Origin of the sequence: Enterobacter cloacae complex sp. 277I4 (genome assembly GCF_050031465.1) — a bacterium.
GTDB classification, from domain to species: Bacteria; Pseudomonadota; Gammaproteobacteria; order Enterobacterales; family Enterobacteriaceae; genus Enterobacter; species Enterobacter cloacae.
On sequence record NZ_JBLGWC010000001.1, the window covers coordinates 4,459,578 to 4,477,347 of the forward strand.

The window sequence follows — 17,770 nt, forward strand, 5'->3', positions numbered from 1 at the left end:
AGGGCACCGGCCCGCACCCTACTTACAACGTCACCCCACTCTTAAAGATCGCCAGCTCACGGAAGTCGTTTTTCTCGTTGCAGGTCTGCTTGCCGTTGGCAAATTCCACAATACTGTCCACAAACTCCGTCAGCAATTCAGGCATTGCTTTACCGTGAATGAGCTGACCGGCATCAAAGTCGATCCAGTGCTTTTTCTTCGCCGCCAGTTCACTGTTGGTGGCAATTTTGACCGTCGGGACAAACCCGCCGTACGGCGTACCGCGGCCGGTGCTGAACAGCACCATGTGGCAGCCGGCACCGGCCAGCGCGCTGGTGGCAACCGCATCGTTCCCCGGGGCGCTCAGCAGGTTCAGTCCGTGGGTTTTCAGGCGTTCGCCGTAGCGCAGGACATCCACCACCTGGCTGGCGCCCGCTTTCTGGGTACAACCCAGTGACTTCTCTTCAAGCGTGGTGATCCCACCCGCTTTGTTACCCGGCGACGGGTTCTCATAAATCGGCTGGTTGTGAGCGATGAAGTACTGTTTGAAATCATTCACCATGGTGACCGTTTTCTCAAACGTCGCTTCATCACGGCAGTGGCTCATCAGGATACGCTCGGCACCGAACATCTCCGGCACTTCCGTCAGCACCGTCGTTCCCCCGTTGGCGATCACATAGTCCGAGAAGCGGCCCAGCATTGGGTTCGCGGTGATGCCGGAAAGACCGTCCGAGCCACCACACTCCAGCCCAAACTTAAGCTCGCTCAGCTTGCCCGGCTCACGTTTATCGTGGCGCATCGCCTCATACAGCTGGTGCAGTTGCTCAACGCCCGCTTCCACTTCATCATCCTGATGCTGACACACCATAAAGTGCACGCGCTCAGGGTCAAACTCGCCCAGCGTCTCCCGGAAGGCATCCACCTGGTTGTTCTCGCAGCCCAGGCCAATCACCAGCACCGCTCCCGCGTTCGGATGACGCACCATGTTTTGCAGCATGGTACGGGTGTTGATGTGATCGTCACCCAGCTGTGAACAGCCGTAGGTGTGGCTGAACAGGTGCACGCCGTCAATGCCTTCGGCATCGTGAGTCTCTTTCAGGAAACGCGTCTGGATTTGACGCGCGATCCCGTTCACGCAACCGACTGTCGGGAGGATCCAGAGTTCGTTGCGGATCCCTACCTCACCGTTGGCGCGGCGGTAGATCTGCACCTCACGATCCGCCGCCTGCTCCTCTTGCGCATGGAAATCAGGTTGATAGCTGTACTCGTCCAGATCGCTCAGATTGGTGCGGGTATTGTGGGAATGAATGTATTCACCCGGCGCAATATCCGCCAGCGCATGGCCAATCGGTAAACCGTACTTCACCACGTTCTCCCCTTTCATAATGGGGATCAGGGCAAACTTATGTCCACGTCCAATGGCCTGGCGCAACGTGACCGATTGATTACCGAAAGTGACCTCTGTTCCTTCGGTCAGATCTGCCAGCGCGACGCCGACGTTATCCAGCGAATGGATTTTGATGTAGTGCATATCAACCTCAAACGGGCTTAGTTCAGTTCAATGGCGAAGTAGTCACGCGCATTGTTAAAGCAGATGTTTCTCACCATCTCGCCAAGCAGCTGGATATCCGCTGGTGCTTCGCCCGCGTGCACCCAGCGGCCAATCATCTGGCACAGAATGCGGCGGAAGTATTCGTGGCGGGTGTAGGAGAGGAAACTGCGGCTGTCGGTCAGCATGCCGACAAAGCGGCTTAACAGACCCAACTGCGCCAGTTGCGTCATCTGACGCTCCATGCCATCTTTCTGGTCATTGAACCACCAGCCGGAGCCGAACTGCATCTTGCCCGGCATCCCTTCCCCCTGGAAGTTGCCGATCATGGTGCCCAGCACTTCGTTATCGCGCGGGTTCAGGCAGTAGAGGATGGTTTTGGGCAGCAGGTTTTGCTCGTTCTGTTTGCTCAGCAGTTTAGAGAGCGCTTCGGCCAGCGGACGGTCGTTGATGGAGTCAAAGCCCACGTCCGCGCCCAGCAGTTTGAACTGACGCTGGTTGTTATTACGCAGCGCGCCAATGTGGTACTGCTGCACCCAGCCGCGACGGGCATATTCAGCGCCAAGGAAGACCAGTACCGCAGTTTTGAACTGGGCGACTTCATGCTCGCTCAGGGCTTCACCGGAGAGACGGCGCGCCAGAATGCTATCCAGCTCGGCTTCGTTAGATTCTGCAAACAGCACCACGTCCAGCGCATGGTCAGAGACTTTACAGCCGTGTGCCGCAAAGTGATCCAGACGTTTGATCAGCGCACTCTGCAGGTCCGCAAAACGACGGATGTCGGTGTCAGAAACCTCGCCCAGCTTCGCCATATAGTCGCTAAAGGTGTCGAGTTCGATGTTAAAGGCTTTATCCGGACGCCAGCTTGGCAGCACTTTGATATCAAACGCGGTGTCTTTTGCAATGACCGCGTGATGTTCAAGCGAGTCGATCGGGTCGTCGGTGGTGCCCACCATCTTCACGTTCATCTGCTTCATGATGCCGCGCGCGGAGAAGTTATCCTGTGCCAGCAAGTCGTTGCACTGCTCCCAGATATCATCCGCCGTAGCCGGTGAAAGCAGCTTACCGGTAATGCCAAACGGACGGCGCAGTTCGAGGTGCGTCCAGTGATAGAGCGGGTTACCGATGGTCTGCGGCACGGTAGCCGCCCAGGCATCAAATTTCTCGCGGTCGCTTGCGTCGCCGGTACACAGGCGTTCAGCGACGCCGTTGGTGCGCATGGCGCGCCATTTATAGTGATCGCCCTTCAGCCAGATGTCATACAGGTTTTTAAAACGGTAATTGTCGGCAACCTGCTGCGGCGGTAAATGGCAGTGGTAATCAAAAATGGGCTGGTCTTTTGCGTAGTCGTGATACAGGCGGCGGGCAAATTCAGTGTCTAACAGAAAATCGTCGGTCATAAACGGTGTCATTATCGTCTTCCTCGTAACGGGAGCGGCAGAAAGCTTATGTTCAGATGCTGCAAAGTTATCACACCAATTTCCAGAGCCTGAGGTTTTTTTCGTGAGTTGGATCAATAAACCCGGACAAAAAAATTACCCCGAATGAGGTAAACCCTTCTGCAGACCGCGTCAGAACTGGCTTCGCCTGCGCCAGATAATGCCCCTACAAAGAATCATACATTTGTGATGTCACTCACCTTTTAAAGTTGTATGACAAGTTATCTTTTCGCCGTCGCAAACACGCAGCCGACGGAATGCATTACCGGTGTCAGACATCGGATTTAACGGTACGGAAACCGACTTATGCACGCTTATTTATGGCAAGGTTCGGGCCGTTCCGGGACGTTCTCCCGGTTACGCCCCTCCCGTTACACAGCCCTCCCCCAAACCGGTGAGAGGTTGCCGTGCCCTGGCACGGAAATAACATAACGATGAGGTTTTAGATGCGTAAAATTAAAGGGTTACGTTGGTATATGATCGCACTGGTGACGCTCGGCACCGTGCTGGGCTACCTCACGCGTAACACCGTGGCAGCCGCCGCGCCCACGTTGATGGAAGAGCTGCACATCTCCACGCAGCAATACTCCTACATCATTGCCGCCTACTCCGCGGCTTATACCATCATGCAGCCTGTTGCAGGCTATGTGCTGGACATTCTCGGTACCAAAATCGGTTATGCCTTCTTCGCCATCGCCTGGGCGGTGTTCTGCGGTGCAACGGCGCTGGCAGGCAGCTGGGGTGGCCTGGCGCTGGCACGCGGCGCGGTAGGTGCGGCGGAAGCGGCGATGATCCCGGCAGGGCTGAAAGCCAGCTCTGAGTGGTTCCCGGCAAAAGAGCGTTCTATTGCGGTCGGTTACTTCAACGTCGGCTCGTCCATCGGGGCGATGATTGCCCCTCCTCTGGTGGTGTGGGCCATCGTCATGCACAGCTGGCAGATGGCGTTTATTATCTCTGGCGTACTGAGCTTTGCCTGGGCCATGGCGTGGCTGGTGTTCTATAAACACCCGCGTGACCAGAAAAAACTGTCTGAAGAAGAACGCGAGTACATCATTGGCGGTCAGGAAGCGCAGCACCAGACCAACAACGGCAAAAAAATGTCCGTCTGGCAGATCCTGGGGACCCGTCAGTTCTGGGGTATCGCGCTGCCACGCTTCCTGGCTGAACCGGCCTGGGGCACCTTTAACGCCTGGATCCCACTGTTCATGTTTAAGGTCTATGGCTTTAACCTGAAAGAGATCGCCATGTTCGCCTGGATGCCCATGCTGTTCGCTGACCTGGGCTGTATCGTGGGTGGTTACCTGCCGCCACTGTTCCAGCGCTGGTTTGGGGTGAACCTGATTGTTTCCCGTAAGATGGTCGTGACCATGGGCGCGCTGCTGATGATTGGCCCGGGGATGATCGGCCTGTTCACCAGCCCGTACGTGGCTATCGCCCTGCTGTGCATCGGTGGTTTTGCACACCAGTCGTTATCCGGTGCGCTGATTACCCTCTCGTCTGACGTGTTCGGCCGTAACGAAGTGGCAACGGCCAACGGCCTGACCGGGATGGCCGCCTGGACCGCAAGTACCCTGTTTGCGCTGGTGGTGGGTGCGCTGGCGGATACCATCGGTTTCAGCCCGCTGTTTGCGGTACTGGCTATCTTCGACCTGATGGGGGCAGTCGTTATCTGGACGGTGCTGAAAAGCAAATCTGCCGACGAACTGGCGAAAGAGTCCCTCGGGGGACCGGCGACGCAGAGTTAGCATTGCTGTGCCGGGTGGCGCTGCGCTTACCCGACCTATAAAACCAGCCGCCTCCGGGCGGCTTTTTTAATGGCAAAATCTGGAGAGTGGCATGCAAAAGTGGTATAACAAATCATCCGCCGTACCCTGCCTGGAGCGCATATGGAAATCACCGAACCACGTCGTTTATATCAACAACTTGCTGCCGAGCTGAAAGATCGCATCGAGCAAGGGGTCTATCTTGTCGGTGACAAACTCCCCGCTGAGCGCTTCATAGCCGATGAAAAAAACGTGAGCCGCACCGTGGTGCGTGAAGCGATCATCATGCTGGAAGTGGAAGGTTACGTTGAGGTTCGCAAAGGTTCCGGCATTCATGTGATTTCTAATCAGCCTAAACACTCTCCTGTTGCGGACGAAAGCCTGGAATTTGCCAGCTATGGTCCGTTTGAGCTGCTCCAGGCCCGCCAGCTCATTGAAAGCAACATTGCGGAATTTGCGGCAACCCAGGTGACCAAGCAGGACATCATGAAACTGATGGAGATCCAGGAGAACGCCCGCAAGGAAAAATGTTTCCGCGATTCGGAGTGGGATCTGCAGTTCCACGTTCAGGTGGCACTGGCAACCCAAAATACCGCGCTGGCCGCAATTGTAGAAAAAATGTGGACTCAGCGCGTTCACAACCCGTACTGGAAAAAACTGCACGATCATATCGATTCACGTACGGTGGATAACTGGTGTGACGATCACGACCAAATCCTCAAGGCGCTGATTCGTAAAGATCCCCACGCCGCGAAACTGGCCATGTGGCAGCACCTCGAGAACACCAAGCAGATGCTGTTCAATGAGACCAGTGACGACTTCGAATTTAACGCCGACCGTTATCTTTTTGCGGATAATCCTGTCGTTCACCTCGATACCGCGTCAAGTCAGGCAAAATAGTTTGCCTCCGTGCTGGCAGGCGCTTCGCTGCGCCTTCCCGCGCTTATGGGTAAGCAAAACATATATAGTGTCAGCCTTTGTAAATCCCCTCGCTCACTTCCAGGGCTTACGCCAAAATCATCACACCCTGCAAATTCTGTGACGCAGAACGTTGGGCTTTGTTACAATTGGATTCAATTCCTTATTTTGTAAGTTAGTGCTTGCTAACCAGCCAATTAACAGGGAACAGTGTTGGCCACACCGCAATGTGTCCGCGAGCGACCATAATGAAATCACAACAATGTCGCCGTGCTGTTTGTCCCGGATAACAGGCGTGACGTTAACCGATTTCCAGGAACACTGAATGGAACTTTTGACCCAACTACTGAATGCCCTCTGGGCTCAGGATTTCGAAACGCTGGCCAACCCTTCCATGATTGGCATGCTCTATTTTGTCCTGTTTATGATCCTGTTCCTTGAGAACGGTCTGCTGCCTGCGGCCTTTTTGCCTGGCGACAGTTTGCTGGTGCTCGTCGGCGTGCTGTGTGCCAAAGGGGCGATGGCGTTTCCGCAAACCATTTTTTTACTGACCGTCGCCGCCAGCCTCGGCTGCTGGGTGAGCTACATCCAGGGACGATGGCTTGGCAATACGCGGATCGTGCAGAACTGGCTTTCGCACCTTCCGGCGCATTATCACCAGCGGGCGCACCATCTTTTCCATAAGCACGGCCTTTCCGCACTGCTGATTGGCCGCTTTATTGCGTTTGTACGTACTTTGTTGCCGACCATCGCGGGTCTGTCAGGTCTCAGCAGCACTCGCTTCCAGTTCTTTAACTGGATGAGCGGCCTGCTGTGGGTGCTGATCCTCACCACGCTGGGCTATGCGCTGGGTAAAACGCCGGTCTTTATGAAGTATGAAGATCAGCTGATGTCATGCCTGATGCTGCTGCCTGTCGTCCTGCTGGTCTTCGGCCTGATCGGTTCGCTGGTTGTCCTGTGGAAGAAAAAATACGGAGCCAGGAGCTAACCATGGTTATCTCAGCGCTCTCCCTGCGTCGTTGTGCGTACGCACTGATCGCCCTGGTGCTTATCAGCGCCATGCTTCTGGTCTGGAGCGCGCTTTCGCATCAGGAATCTACGCTGGCCATTCGCCCGGTTAATCAGGGTGTCAGCGTACCGGATGGGTTTTCTGTCTGGCACCATCTGGATGCCAACGGGATCCGCTTTAAAAGTATCACCCCACAAAACGATGTGTTACTGATCAAGTTTGACTCTCGTGCGCAGAGCGCAGCCGCGAAAGTGGTGCTTGACCGCACGCTGCCGCAGGGATACATCATTGCCCAGCAGGACGATGACAGCCGGCCAGCGGCCTGGCTGTCGCTGATTCGCGATACGTCGCATCGATTTGGATAATTACCAGGATTCCGAATCTTTTCACTCACTTTGGTGAATCCCCCGTTTACTTACTATGCTTAAGTACGCGGAGCACCCCTCAAATGTTCTCCGCTTAGTCTGGATAGCGGCTTATGCCGCAACACAATGGAAGGTTTCGATAATGAAATTCCGCATTACTCTGGCTTTGGCCCTTTTATCTTTAAGCACTGCCTCCTTCGCCACTTCTCTCTGTCAGGAGAAAGAGCAGGATATTCAGCGTGAGATCGGTTATGCCGAAAAGCACAACAATCAGCATCGTGTTGAGGGGCTGAAAAAAGCGCTGAGCGAAGTGAAAGCGAACTGTTCAGACAGCCAACTGCGTGCCGATCACCAGAAAAAAATCGCTGAACAGAAGGACGAGATAGCCGAGCGTCGTCACGACCTGCAGGAAGCGAAAGAGAAAGGGGATGCGGAAAAAATTGCCAAGCGCGAGAGAAAGCTGAAAGAAGCGCAGGACGACCTGAAAGCGCTGGAAGCTCGCGATTATTGAGTTAACGGAAATCTCAACAGGAGAAAATCATGTCAAAAGATACGACGTCTGAACATCTGCGCGCTGAACTGAAATCCCTGGCTGACACCCTTGAAGAGGTGCTGAACTCCTCCGCCGATAAGTCAAAAGAAGAGGTCAGCAAACTGCGCAGTAAAGCGGAGCAAGCGCTGAAAGAGAGCCGCTATCGCCTGGGTGAAACCGGTGATGCGCTGGCAAAACAGACCCGTGAAGCCGCAGCGCGTGCTGACGAATATGTTCGCGATAATCCGTGGACGGGTGTCGGTATTGGTGCCGCAATCGGTGTGGTACTGGGCGTACTGCTGACGCGTCGTTGATATGGAAGATCCTCGTCACGCACAAGGGCCTGCTAACAACGTCCTCGGCATCGGCCAGCGTATCTTAACGACGCTGGTCGGGATTGCCGAAACGCGCGTCCGGCTGGCAGTGGTAGAGCTGGAAGAGGAGAAAGCCAACCTCTTCCAGATGCTGCTGATGCTTGGACTGACCATGCTCTTCGCCGCGTTTGGTCTGATGAGCCTGATGGTACTCATCATCTGGGCCATCGATCCGCAATATCGACTCAACGCGATGATTGCCACCACCGTCGTTTTGCTGGTTGCAGCACTGATTGGCGGTATCTGGACGATGCGCAAAGCGCGTAAGTCCACTTTCCTGCGCCATACGCGCCAGGAGCTGGCGAACGATCGCGCTCTGCTGGAGGATGACAAGCCGTGAGCGATAAAGCCGAACGTGAAAAGCGAAAAGCCTTTCTGTTAAGTCAGATCCAGCAGCAACGGCTGGATCTGTCTGCCAGCCGTCGCGACTGGATTGACGCGACGCGTCGGTTTGACCGTGGCTGGAACACCTTCCTGAGCCTGCGTTCCTGGGCTCTGGTTGGCAGCAGTGTGATGGCAATCTGGACGATCCGTCATCCGAATCTGCTGATCCGTTGGGCCCGACGCGGCTTTGGTGCCTGGAGCGCCTGGCGCCTGGTGAAAGCCACGATTCGCCAGCAGCAGCTTCGGTGATAAAAGCAAAACGGTAACCCTGGTTACCGTTTTTTGTTTTTACGCCCTCTCCCTGTGGGAGAGGGTTGGGGTGAGGGCACCAGCGCGCACCTGCCCTTACTCAATATCTTTGAAAAAGATTGACAGTTTTCCTTGCTAACAATCGCCAACCGTCACGTTTATGATGCTCTCCATCGACAGCAAAGACGCGGTATCTACCCGAATTTGCAGACAAATAATGTTCAGCCGCTGATGTGGTTTCCTGGAGAGTAAAATGAAAAAATTAGAAGATGTTGGTGTACTGGTAGCACGTATTCTGATGCCAATTCTGTTCATCGTTGCAGGTTGGGGCAAAATCACCGGTTATGCGGGTACCCAGCAGTATATGGAAGCCATGGGCGTTCCGGGCTTCATGCTGCCACTGACCATTCTGCTTGAGTTCGGCGGCGGCCTGGCGGTACTGTTCGGCTTCCTGACCCGTACCACGGCGCTGTTTACTGCGGGCTTCACCCTGCTGACGGCGTTCATCTTCCACAGCAACTTTGCTGAAGGCGTGAACTCCCTGATGTTCATGAAAAACCTGACCATTGCGGGTGGCTTCCTGCTGCTGGCTGTCACCGGCCCGGGCGCATACAGCATCGACCGCGTTCTGAATAAGAAATGGTAAGCACGCTATACTGAATAAACACAAAGCGAGGAGACCTCTCCTCGCTTTTGCTATCTGACGGAGGAGAAAAAAATGGGACAACTCGTAGACGGCGTCTGGCAGGATGTCTGGTATGACACCAAATCCACCGGTGGACGCTTCAAGCGCTCTGTTTCGGCCTTCCGTAACTGGCTTACCGCCGATGGTGCTGCCGGCTCGAGTGGCGAAGGTGGCTTTGCGGCCGAGAAAGATCGTTATCACCTCTATGTTTCCCTCGCCTGCCCGTGGGCGCACCGCACGCTGATTGTGCGCAAGCTGAAAGGCCTCGAATCCTTAATTCCGGTGTCGGTGGTGAACCCGCTAATGCTGGAAAACGGCTGGACGTTCGACCATGATTTCCCTGCTGCGACGGGTGATGAACTGTATCATCACGATTTCCTCTACCAGCTTTATCTGCGCGCCGACCCGCACTACACCGGGCGCGTCACCGTACCGGTTCTGTGGGATAAGAAAAACCAGACGATTGTCAGCAATGAATCTGCGGAGATCATCCGCATGTTCAACACCGCCTTCGACGCCCATGGCGCGCGCGCCGGGGATTACTATCCGGTTGAGCTGCGAGACAAAATCGATGAGCTGAACAGCTGGATTTACGACAACGTTAATAACGGCGTTTACAAGGCCGGTTTTGCCACCAGCCAGGAAGCCTACGACGAAGCGGTTGGAAAAGTCTTTGAATCTCTTGAGCGTCTGGAGCAGATCCTCGGCCAGCACCGCTATCTGACGGGCGATCGTCTGACGGAAGCGGATATCCGCCTGTGGACGACGCTGGTTCGTTTTGATCCGGTCTATGTCACCCACTTTAAGTGTGACAAACACCGCATCAGCGATTATCTGAACCTGTATGGTTTCCTGCGCGACATCTACCAGATGCCGGGAATTGCCGAAACGGTCGATTTTGACCATATCCGCACCCACTATTTCCGCAGCCACAAAACCATTAACCCGACGGGTATTATCTCCATCGGGCCGTGGCAGGATCTGAATGAACCCCACGGGCGCGACGTTCGTTTTGGATAAATATTAAGGGCATCGTGAGATGCCCTTTTTTAATTCACAATCTCCATCTATCCTTACCTCGATCGCTTAGAAAACAAGTGATTGACTGATAAATGAGGCAAGGAAATGGATTGGTATTTAAACGTACTGCGCAACTACATTGGATTTGGTGGCCGCGCGCGCCGCAAAGAGTACTGGATGTTCATTCTGGTGAACTTCATTTTTGCTCTGGTGCTGAGCATCGTGGATAAAATTCTGGGCTGGGAGTGGGCGAGTGGGGAAGGCGTCCTTACATCGATTTATGCCATCTTTATTCTTCTGCCGTCCTGGGCCGTACAGTTCCGCCGGCTTCACGACACGGATCGTTCCGCCTGGTGGTTACTGCTGCTGTTAATCCCGGTAGTGGGATGGATTGTGATTTTAATCTTCAACTGTCAGAGCGGGACGCCGGGTGAAAACCGCTTTGGTCCGGATCCGAAGATCGGCGCGTAAATTTATGCCCGATGGCGCTTAGGCACATCGGGCTTACTCTTTTATTTGTTGTGATGCGCAAAGAGCTTTGGAATTTCTCGCAAACACCACGATTTGGCTTCGCCCATGCTGTCGCGACGCCACGCCATAATGATATCCACTTCGCTGGTGTACTCCGGGCTGACAACGCGCAGACGCCCTTCAGCAATATCTTTTTCAACAAACGGATACGGCATAGTCGCTACGCCCAATCCTGCCAGCAATGCCTGGCGCTTATCTTCCAGCGATGTGACCGTCAGACGCGGCTGTTTATCCAGCAACTGCACCGTTAGCACCGGACGTTCGCGCGCGGTATCCGCAACCGCCACGCCCCTGTACTTCACGCGCGTCACTTCAGAAAGCGGCTCCGGCTCCTGGTGAATCGGGTGATTTGGCGCGGCGACGTAAACGTTCATCACGCTGTAGAGTTTACGGGAGTTGATCTCAGACGATGAACGGAAGTGCATATCCGGCGCAATCACGATATCCGCCCTGCCCGTCTCCAGACGCTCCCACGCGCCTGCCAGCACCTCGGTGATGATTGAAAGCTGCGTGTTCGCTTTGTCTGCCAGCCTGTCTACCAGCGGGAATAACGCCTCGGTAGGCACCAGAGCCTCAGTGACCAGCGTCAGGTGAGTTTCCCAGCCGCGTGCCAGCGCCTCGGCGTCCGTCGTTAGTTTATCCGCCGCTTCCAGCAGTACGCGGCCACGTTCCAGCAGCATCCGTCCAACGTTCGTGAATTTTGTTCGATGACCGGAACGGTCAAAGAGCACCACGTCCAGCTCTTCCTCCAGCTTTTGCATGGTATAGCTGAGCGCAGACGGAACGCGCCCCAGTTCATCTGCCGCGGCGGCAAAGCTGCCACGCCTGTCAATCGCGTCCATGACGCGAAGCGCCTCAAGCGTCAATGCTCTCTCTTTAGCCATCTCGTTCTCATTCAGGAAATTTGAACATACCGGGCAGAATATCTGGCTAACAATGAAGCGTCCATACCTTTACCATTGTTTTAGTGTAAAGAGAGGTCAAGTTTATGATTACGACAAGAACAGCTAAACAGTGCGGACAAGCCGATTTCGGTTGGCTGCAGGCCCGCTACACCTTTTCCTTTGGACACTACTTTGACCCTAAACTCCTCGGTTACGCTTCACTGCGCGTGTTAAATCAGGAAGTACTCGCCCCGGGCGCCTCCTTCCAGCCGCGTACGTATCCGAAAGTCGATATCCTGAACCTGATCCTGGAAGGCGAGGCAGAATACCGCGATAGCGAGGGCAATCATGTCCAGGCAAAGGCTGGCGAAGCGCTGTTAATTTCCACGCAGCCGGGCATTAGCTATAGCGAGCATAATCTCAGCAAAGACAAAACGCTGACCCGCATGCAGCTGTGGCTGGATGCCTGCCCTGAGCGGGAAAATCCGTTGGTGCAAAAAATCGATCTGCAGAGCGAAAAGCAACAGCTGATCGCTTCTCCGGACGGGAGCAAAGGCAGCCTGCAACTGCGTCAGCAGGTGTGGTTGCACCATATCGAACTGAAGAAAGGTGAACAGGCGAGCTTTCAGCTTCATGGCCCGCGCGCCTATCTGCAATCGATTCACGGTACGGTGCATGCGGTAACGCACACGGAAGAGAAAGAGGCGCTCACCTGCGGCGACGGGGCATTTATTCGTGATGAAGCGAATATTACGCTGGTGGCCGATACGCCGCTGCGTGCGCTGCTGATTGATTTGCCGGTGTAGAGAATGCCCTCACCCTAACCCTCTCCCACAGGGAGAGGGAACCGATCGAGCCCCTGAACTCGCTACACCTTACTCGCCATAATCTCAATAATCTGCCGGTCCGTTGCCTGCATTGAGCGGCACGCTAACGCGCACAGGTTCGAGATAGACTGTTCCACATCGTGCGCCACAATCCCTTCATTGCCCGTCACGGCAGACTCATCCAGCGCCATCATCACCGCTTTCCAGGCACTGCTGACGCTGGTTGAGACTTTCATCGCACAACTGTTTGACGCGCCGTCGCAAATCATCCCACTGACGTCACCGATCATGCTGCTGATGGCCATCGCGATCGTTTGATAGTTTCCCCCCATCAGCCAGGCCATGCCGGCTGCCGCTCCCATCGCTGCGGTTGTCGCAGCGCACAGCGCCGACAGGCGCGGAAGCTGGGCGTGGATATAGATCGCCGAAAGATGGGACAGCATCAGCGCTCTGGCCAGCCGTTCCTCATCAGCCTGAACGTGCTCCGCCACAACCACTACCGGCATGGTGGCGGTGATCCCCTGATTGCCGGACCCTGAATTGCTCATTGCCGGAAGCGTAGCACCGCCCATTCGGGCGTCAGAAGCCGCGCTGGTGCGGATAACAATGTCCGAGCCAACATCCTTCGCCATCCATCCGCGCGTGCGCTGCTTATTCAGCGTCGCGCCAATATGCAGCCCCCATTTTCCGCTCAGCCCTTCACGAGAAAGGGCATCGTTAAGCTGCCCCGCCTGCAGAATAAAGCGGATCGCCTCACACGGAACCTGCTCCACGAACGTGAGGATCGCCGACAGCGTGGTGTGAGAGAACACCTCCAGCGGATCGTCACCCGCCTCTCCCGGCTGTTCATCACGGGTGAAGCGTGTTTCGCCCTCACAGACCACCTCCACCACGCGAGTATGCCCGCCTGCGATGGTCACCATGGCCGAGGCCTCTCCGGCATAAACACAGGCGCGCGAATAGAGGATTTCCTCGCACGGCACCTGCAGTTTCACCTGGACCTGACCCGCATTGAGCAGGGCTTTGGCGCGTTCCAGCGCATCGGCTGACGCCCCTTTTAGCACCTCCAGCCCGGCGCGGGCATTCCCGCCCGTCGCTCCCAGCGCCGCCGCAATGGGTAGCCCGACCATGCCGGTGCCGGGTACCGTTACGCCAAGCCCATTTTTCATCAGATTGGGCGATACCCATGCTTCAATGCGCGTTACCTCACCGGGCAGGTGCTCAGCGGCTATCGCACAGGCCAGCGCCAGAGAGATAGGTTCAGTGCACCCCAACGCAGGTTTAACCTCTTCCTGCACCGCGCGAATAAAATGATTCCATAAAGGGTTAGTTTGCTCAGACATCGTTACGACCTTAATTGCTCCTCAGGAGAATGCGAGGAAAGGAGAAACACAAAGCAGCAGCCCGGTAATGATGATAATCACCAGTGATACGCCTTTATATTTATGCAGGGCGGGTACCTTGTAGACCAGCCATGCAGGGATCAGACAGCCCACCATGCCGAAGATGGGGCTGCAAATAGACGTGAAGCTCAGCACCGGCACGTTTAACACAATCGCGCTCCAGGCCAGCAGGATGGCGAACAGCATGATCCCACGCTGGACGGTGTTTTCATTGATTTTCTCTGCCGGCATTTTGCGACGCAGGATGTTCATCACGATGCCCTGCGTGGCCTCGCGAAAACCAAGATAGACGCCGAAGAAGGCCGTCATAACAGCAAAGATATTGAGGATCACGCTGACGATTTTGACCCAGCCCGCACCTTCTCCGCTGATAAACTGCGCCGCAATCGCCAGGGCAGAGATGTTCTGCTCATAGGCTTTGACCGCTTCATCGTGCCCCATCGCCAGCGTGAAGGAGACGGCGTAGAAGAATACCGTCACAAACAGCACGCCAAAGGCGATATTCATGGCCCGTAGCGCTTTATGACGCGCCACCTCAACGGACTTTTCCCGTGAACGGTAGGAGATCACCATCGGGCTTAAGGTCTGAATAAACAGAATTGAGGTTAAGGTAAAGGGAAGCGTAATGATGGCATTTTTAATCAGCAGCCCCATCGGCGGCAGCATGCCTACGTTGGCTAAATGCCAGAGGCCAATCATCGACAAGCCCAGCGCGGCAACCACAAATAGCTTGGTCAACACCATCAGGCTGGAGACTTTAAACAGCAGCTTTTCACCGCGGGAAGAGATGGCCACCAGAATACAGATCAGCACTAACCCGTAGAACGGGTTTTCTGAGAGTAGCCCCTCGGTAACGCCAAAGGTCTGCAAATAAGAGGCGCTGTCGTTGGTAATGGCGGTGGAATAGACAAACATCCAGATGACCAGCATTACAAAATAGAGTGCGCCTAATAAGATGCCCCAGTTTTTCCCGAGATATCCACTAATGACGCTCGGATAATCTTTGCATTCCGGTGATTCCGCCAGCGTATTAATAAACAGGCGCTGGAATAAATACATCGCCGGATATCCAATCACGGACGAGAGCAAAAAGACCCACAGCCCCATTAATCCGACCTGCACCGGGAGAAAAACAATCCCCGCGCCGATGGCCATCCCGATACTCATGATGACCCAGCCCGTATCGGTACTGTCGAACTTGATCGCCTCGCGCCATTCGCTCTCACGCATTCCCGCCCGCCTTGCCGCGGGGGAATCATTCACAATCACACTGCTGTTTGTAGCCGTATCCATAAGGCACTCGCTTAATTTGTAGGGTAACTGATTAATTTTTATAGGTTTCCGTTCGCCAGCGATGGCGAGTCAGAGAGTGCAGGTGCTTGTAGTTAGTGTGAGAAAATCATAGCCGGAGAGAGGGAGAAAAAAGTCACAAAATAAATAGGGCTTTTCTAATGCTGGAGGAAGATTTGCTTTTGAAATATTCAATAAGGTAGATATTTTCTAAACGTGATGGCATTCACGAAATTAAAAGCCTCCCCAAAGGGAGGCCCAGCCTTAGCCTGGATTACATCGCCTGCGTAAACGTCCTTGAAATCACATCCTGCTGCTGCTCGCGGGTCAGGGCATTAAACCGCACCGCATACCCCGAAACGCGGATCGTCAGGTTCGGGTAATTTTCCGGGTGCGCAATGGCATCCAGCAGCATTTCCCGGTTCATGACGTTGACGTTCAGATGCTGCCCGCCCTCGATGGCTATTTCGTGGTGGAAGTACCCGTCCAGCAGCCCCACAAGGTTGGTTTTGCGCACCAGCTCGTCCTTGCCCAGCGCCTGCGGCACGATGGAGAAGGTGTAAGAGATCCCGTCCTTGGCGTAGGTGAACGGCAGCTTGGCAACCGAGGTTAACGACGCCACTGCCCCTTTTCTGTCACGTCCGTGCATTGGGTTGGCACCCGGCGCAAACGGCGTGCCGCCCCGGCGTCCGTCTGGCGTGTTGCCGGTCTTCTGGCCGTACACCACGTTCGAGGTGATGGTCAGGATCGACTGGGTCGGCACCGCGTTACGATAGGTTGGTAACGCCTGAATTTTCTTCATAAAGCGCTCCACCAGGTCACAGGCGATGCTGTCCACGCGATCGTCGTTGTTACCGTACTGCGGATAATCCCCTTCAATGACAAAATCGACCGCCAGACCGGTATGGTCGCGCACCGGTTTCACCGTCGCATATTTAATGGCCGACAGGGAATCGGCGGCCACCGACAGTCCGGCGATACCGCAGGCCATGGTGCGGTAGACGTCCCGATCGTGCAGCGCCATCAGCGAGGCTTCGTAGCTGTACTTATCATGCATGTAGTGAATGAGATTCAGCGCGCTGATGTACTGTACCGCCAGCCAGTCCATAAAGTGATCCAGGCTCGCCATCACGGTGTCGTAGTCCAGCACCTCGTCCAGCAGCGGCGCGGTTTTCGGCCCGACCTGGATCTTCAGCTTCTCATCCACCCCGCCGTTGATCGCATACAGCAACGTTTTCGCCAGGTTGGCGCGGGCACCAAAGAACTGCATCTGCTTGCCGATCACCATCGGGCTGACGCAGCAGGCAATAGCGTAGTCGTCGCTGTTGAAGTCGGCACGCATCAGATCGTCGTTCTCATACTGCAGCGACGAGGTGACAATCGAGACCTGCGCGGCGTATTTCTTGAACGCGATCGGCAGTTGTTCAGACCACAGGATCGTCAGGTTTGGCTCTGGCGCAGGCCCCATGGTGTGCAGCGTGTGCAGGTAGCGGAAGCTGTTTTTGGTCACCAGCGTGCGGCCGTCCAGCCCCATCCCGCCAATCACCTCTGTCGCCCAAATCGGATCGCCAGAGAAGAGCGTGTCGAACTCCGGCGTACGCAGGAAGCGCACCATGCGGATCTTCATGATGAAGTGGTCGATCAGCTCCTGTGCCTGAACTTCATTCAGCCGCCCGGCCTGCATGTCGCGCTCAATGTAGATATCGAGGAATGACGCGGTGCGCCCCAGCGACATCGCCCCACCGTTCTGGGATTTCACCGCGGCCAGGTAGGCAAAGTACAGCCACTGCACCGCTTCCTGCGCGTTCATCGCCGGACGCGAGATATCAAAGCCGTAGTTCGCCGCCATCTGCTGGATCTGCAGCAGCGCACGCTTATGCTCCGCCAGCTCTTCGCGCAGGCGGATCGTCGCCTCCAGATCCTCGCCGCGTTCCAGTCTCGGCTGCAGATCCGCGAACTGCAGTTCACGCTCACGCACCAGATAGCTGATGCCGTACAGCGCCACGCGGCGGTAGTCGCCGATGATGCGCCCGCGTCCGTAGCCGTCCGGCAGCCCGGTCAGTACACCCGATTTACGGCAACGCATCATCTCCGGCGAGTAGACGTCAAACACGCCCTGGTTATGGGTTTTACGCAGGTCGGTAAACAGGTATTCGAACTGCGGATCCATCTCGCGGCCGTAGGCTTCGAACGAACTGCGGATCATGTTGATCCCACCATACGGATGCAGGGCGCGCTTGAGCGGCTTATCGGTTTGCAGGCCGACGATGGTCTCCAGCTCACGGTCGATATAGCCCGGTCCGTGAGCGGTAATGGTGGTGGCGATGTTGGTATCGAAATCCACCGGGGCGTGGGTGGCATTTTCCTGGCGAATCCCCACCATCACCTTTTGCCACAGCGCCGTCGTTGCTGGCGTCGCCTGCGCGAGGAAAGTTTCGTCGCCTTCATAAGGGGTGTAGTTATGCTGAATAAAATCGCGCACGTTAACGGCGTCTTTCCATTCTTCACCGCGAAACCCGGCCCATGCGTCGCTGTAGGGCGCAACGCGCGTATCAATCGTTACTTTCAT

Annotated in this window: 18 protein-coding genes; 12 read left to right on the top strand and 6 right to left on the bottom strand. The window is 55.5% G+C overall.

Features of this window, described 5'->3' with window-relative positions; genetic code table 11:
• Positions 1–22: 22 nt before the first annotated feature.
• A complete protein-coding gene (locus ACQG19_RS21690; RefSeq protein WP_013098859.1) occupies positions 23–1,510 on the bottom strand; it encodes a UxaA family hydrolase in 1,488 nt (495 codons plus the stop codon).
• A 17-nt stretch (positions 1,511–1,527) separates the two neighbouring features.
• A complete protein-coding gene (gene uxaC, locus ACQG19_RS21695; protein WP_013098860.1) occupies positions 1,528–2,940 on the bottom strand; it encodes a glucuronate isomerase in 1,413 nt (470 codons plus the stop codon).
• 473 nt (positions 2,941–3,413) lie between these two features.
• On the opposite strand from uxaC, the gene ACQG19_RS21700 reads away from it, so the two are divergent.
• From ACQG19_RS21700 to ACQG19_RS21750, 11 genes are all read left to right on the top strand, one after another.
• Complete coding sequence (locus tag ACQG19_RS21700) at positions 3,414–4,712, top strand: MFS transporter (protein ID WP_013098861.1); 1,299 nt, start codon at positions 3,414–3,416, stop codon at positions 4,710–4,712.
• Between the two features lie 141 nt (positions 4,713–4,853).
• A complete protein-coding gene (gene exuR, locus ACQG19_RS21705; protein WP_013098862.1) occupies positions 4,854–5,630 on the top strand; it encodes a transcriptional regulator ExuR in 777 nt (258 codons plus the stop codon).
• A 343-nt stretch (positions 5,631–5,973) separates the two neighbouring features.
• On the top strand, positions 5,974–6,636 hold the full coding sequence (gene yqjA, locus ACQG19_RS21710) for a DedA family general envelope maintenance protein YqjA (protein WP_013098863.1): 663 nt from the start codon (positions 5,974–5,976) through the stop codon (positions 6,634–6,636).
• Positions 6,637–6,638: 2 nt separating this feature from the next.
• Complete coding sequence (gene mzrA, locus ACQG19_RS21715) at positions 6,639–7,022, top strand: EnvZ/OmpR regulon moderator MzrA (RefSeq protein ID WP_020689389.1); 384 nt, start codon at positions 6,639–6,641, stop codon at positions 7,020–7,022.
• Positions 7,023–7,164: 142 nt separating this feature from the next.
• Positions 7,165–7,533, top strand: coding sequence for a DUF1090 domain-containing protein (locus ACQG19_RS21720; RefSeq protein WP_020689388.1), 369 nt, complete (start codon positions 7,165–7,167; stop codon positions 7,531–7,533).
• Positions 7,534–7,562: 29 nt separating this feature from the next.
• Positions 7,563–7,868: a DUF883 family protein gene (locus ACQG19_RS21725; RefSeq protein WP_013098866.1), complete on the top strand. Its 306-nt coding sequence runs from the start codon at positions 7,563–7,565 to the stop codon at positions 7,866–7,868.
• 1 nt (position 7,869) lies between these two features.
• Entirely contained in the window at positions 7,870–8,268 is a 399-nt protein-coding gene (locus ACQG19_RS21730; protein ID WP_013098867.1) for a phage holin family protein, read from the top strand.
• On the top strand, positions 8,265–8,561 hold the full coding sequence (locus tag ACQG19_RS21735) for a YqjK-like family protein (protein WP_246932442.1): 297 nt from the start codon (positions 8,265–8,267) through the stop codon (positions 8,559–8,561). The genes ACQG19_RS21730 and ACQG19_RS21735 overlap by 4 nt, the downstream gene beginning before the upstream one ends.
• Positions 8,562–8,814: 253 nt before the next feature.
• The gene (locus tag ACQG19_RS21740) at positions 8,815–9,207 is read left to right on the top strand and encodes a DoxX family protein (RefSeq protein ID WP_013098869.1); all 393 of its coding nucleotides are present in this window, start codon (positions 8,815–8,817) and stop codon (positions 9,205–9,207) included.
• 72 nt (positions 9,208–9,279) lie between these two features.
• Positions 9,280–10,266 carry a glutathione S-transferase family protein gene (locus ACQG19_RS21745; RefSeq protein ID WP_040021974.1) on the top strand — a complete coding sequence of 329 codons (987 nt, stop codon included), beginning with the start codon at positions 9,280–9,282 and terminating at the stop codon, positions 10,264–10,266.
• A 105-nt stretch (positions 10,267–10,371) separates the two neighbouring features.
• The gene (locus ACQG19_RS21750; protein WP_013098871.1) at positions 10,372–10,737 is read left to right on the top strand and encodes a DUF805 domain-containing protein; all 366 of its coding nucleotides are present in this window, start codon (positions 10,372–10,374) and stop codon (positions 10,735–10,737) included.
• 41 nt (positions 10,738–10,778) lie between these two features.
• Here ACQG19_RS21750 and ACQG19_RS21755 read toward each other — a convergent pair whose 3' ends face one another.
• The gene (locus tag ACQG19_RS21755) at positions 10,779–11,681 is read right to left on the bottom strand and encodes a LysR family transcriptional regulator (RefSeq protein WP_014885334.1); all 903 of its coding nucleotides are present in this window, start codon (positions 11,679–11,681) and stop codon (positions 10,779–10,781) included.
• 104 nt (positions 11,682–11,785) lie between these two features.
• On the opposite strand from ACQG19_RS21755, the gene ACQG19_RS21760 reads away from it, so the two are divergent.
• Positions 11,786–12,487 carry a pirin family protein gene (locus ACQG19_RS21760; protein ID WP_013098873.1) on the top strand — a complete coding sequence of 234 codons (702 nt, stop codon included), beginning with the start codon at positions 11,786–11,788 and terminating at the stop codon, positions 12,485–12,487.
• 62 nt (positions 12,488–12,549) lie between these two features.
• Here ACQG19_RS21760 and ACQG19_RS21765 read toward each other — a convergent pair whose 3' ends face one another.
• The 3 genes from ACQG19_RS21765 to pflB form a co-directional block, all read right to left on the bottom strand.
• The gene (locus ACQG19_RS21765; RefSeq protein WP_013098874.1) at positions 12,550–13,851 is read right to left on the bottom strand and encodes a serine dehydratase subunit alpha family protein; all 1,302 of its coding nucleotides are present in this window, start codon (positions 13,849–13,851) and stop codon (positions 12,550–12,552) included.
• A gap of 21 nt (positions 13,852–13,872) precedes the next feature.
• The gene (locus ACQG19_RS21770; RefSeq protein ID WP_246932441.1) at positions 13,873–15,204 is read right to left on the bottom strand and encodes an amino acid permease; all 1,332 of its coding nucleotides are present in this window, start codon (positions 15,202–15,204) and stop codon (positions 13,873–13,875) included.
• A 271-nt stretch (positions 15,205–15,475) separates the two neighbouring features.
• Positions 15,476–17,770 (bottom strand): formate C-acetyltransferase, encoded by a 2,295-nt coding sequence (pflB, locus tag ACQG19_RS21775; protein WP_058661943.1) that lies wholly within the window; start codon positions 17,768–17,770, stop codon positions 15,476–15,478.

Coding starts and splice junctions, on each gene's coding strand:
- ACQG19_RS21690 (WP_013098859.1), bottom strand. CDS start 1,510: ATGCACTACATCAAAATCCATTCGCTGGATAACGTCGGCGTCGCGCTG.
- uxaC (WP_013098860.1), bottom strand. CDS start 2,940: ATGACACCGTTTATGACCGACGATTTTCTGTTAGACACTGAATTTGCC.
- ACQG19_RS21700 (WP_013098861.1), top strand. CDS start 3,414: ATGCGTAAAATTAAAGGGTTACGTTGGTATATGATCGCACTGGTGACG.
- exuR (WP_013098862.1), top strand. CDS start 4,854: ATGGAAATCACCGAACCACGTCGTTTATATCAACAACTTGCTGCCGAG.
- yqjA (WP_013098863.1), top strand. CDS start 5,974: ATGGAACTTTTGACCCAACTACTGAATGCCCTCTGGGCTCAGGATTTC.
- mzrA (WP_020689389.1), top strand. CDS start 6,639: ATGGTTATCTCAGCGCTCTCCCTGCGTCGTTGTGCGTACGCACTGATC.
- ACQG19_RS21720 (WP_020689388.1), top strand. CDS start 7,165: ATGAAATTCCGCATTACTCTGGCTTTGGCCCTTTTATCTTTAAGCACT.
- ACQG19_RS21725 (WP_013098866.1), top strand. CDS start 7,563: ATGTCAAAAGATACGACGTCTGAACATCTGCGCGCTGAACTGAAATCC.
- ACQG19_RS21730 (WP_013098867.1), top strand. CDS start 7,870: ATGGAAGATCCTCGTCACGCACAAGGGCCTGCTAACAACGTCCTCGGC.
- ACQG19_RS21740 (WP_013098869.1), top strand. CDS start 8,815: ATGAAAAAATTAGAAGATGTTGGTGTACTGGTAGCACGTATTCTGATG.
- ACQG19_RS21745 (WP_040021974.1), top strand. CDS start 9,280: ATGGGACAACTCGTAGACGGCGTCTGGCAGGATGTCTGGTATGACACC.
- ACQG19_RS21750 (WP_013098871.1), top strand. CDS start 10,372: ATGGATTGGTATTTAAACGTACTGCGCAACTACATTGGATTTGGTGGC.
- ACQG19_RS21755 (WP_014885334.1), bottom strand. CDS start 11,681: ATGGCTAAAGAGAGAGCATTGACGCTTGAGGCGCTTCGCGTCATGGAC.
- ACQG19_RS21760 (WP_013098873.1), top strand. CDS start 11,786: ATGATTACGACAAGAACAGCTAAACAGTGCGGACAAGCCGATTTCGGT.
- ACQG19_RS21765 (WP_013098874.1), bottom strand. CDS start 13,851: ATGTCTGAGCAAACTAACCCTTTATGGAATCATTTTATTCGCGCGGTG.
- ACQG19_RS21770 (WP_246932441.1), bottom strand. CDS start 15,204: ATGGATACGGCTACAAACAGCAGTGTGATTGTGAATGATTCCCCCGCG.
- pflB (WP_058661943.1), bottom strand. CDS start 17,770: ATGAAAGTAACGATTGATACGCGCGTTGCGCCCTACAGCGACGCATGG.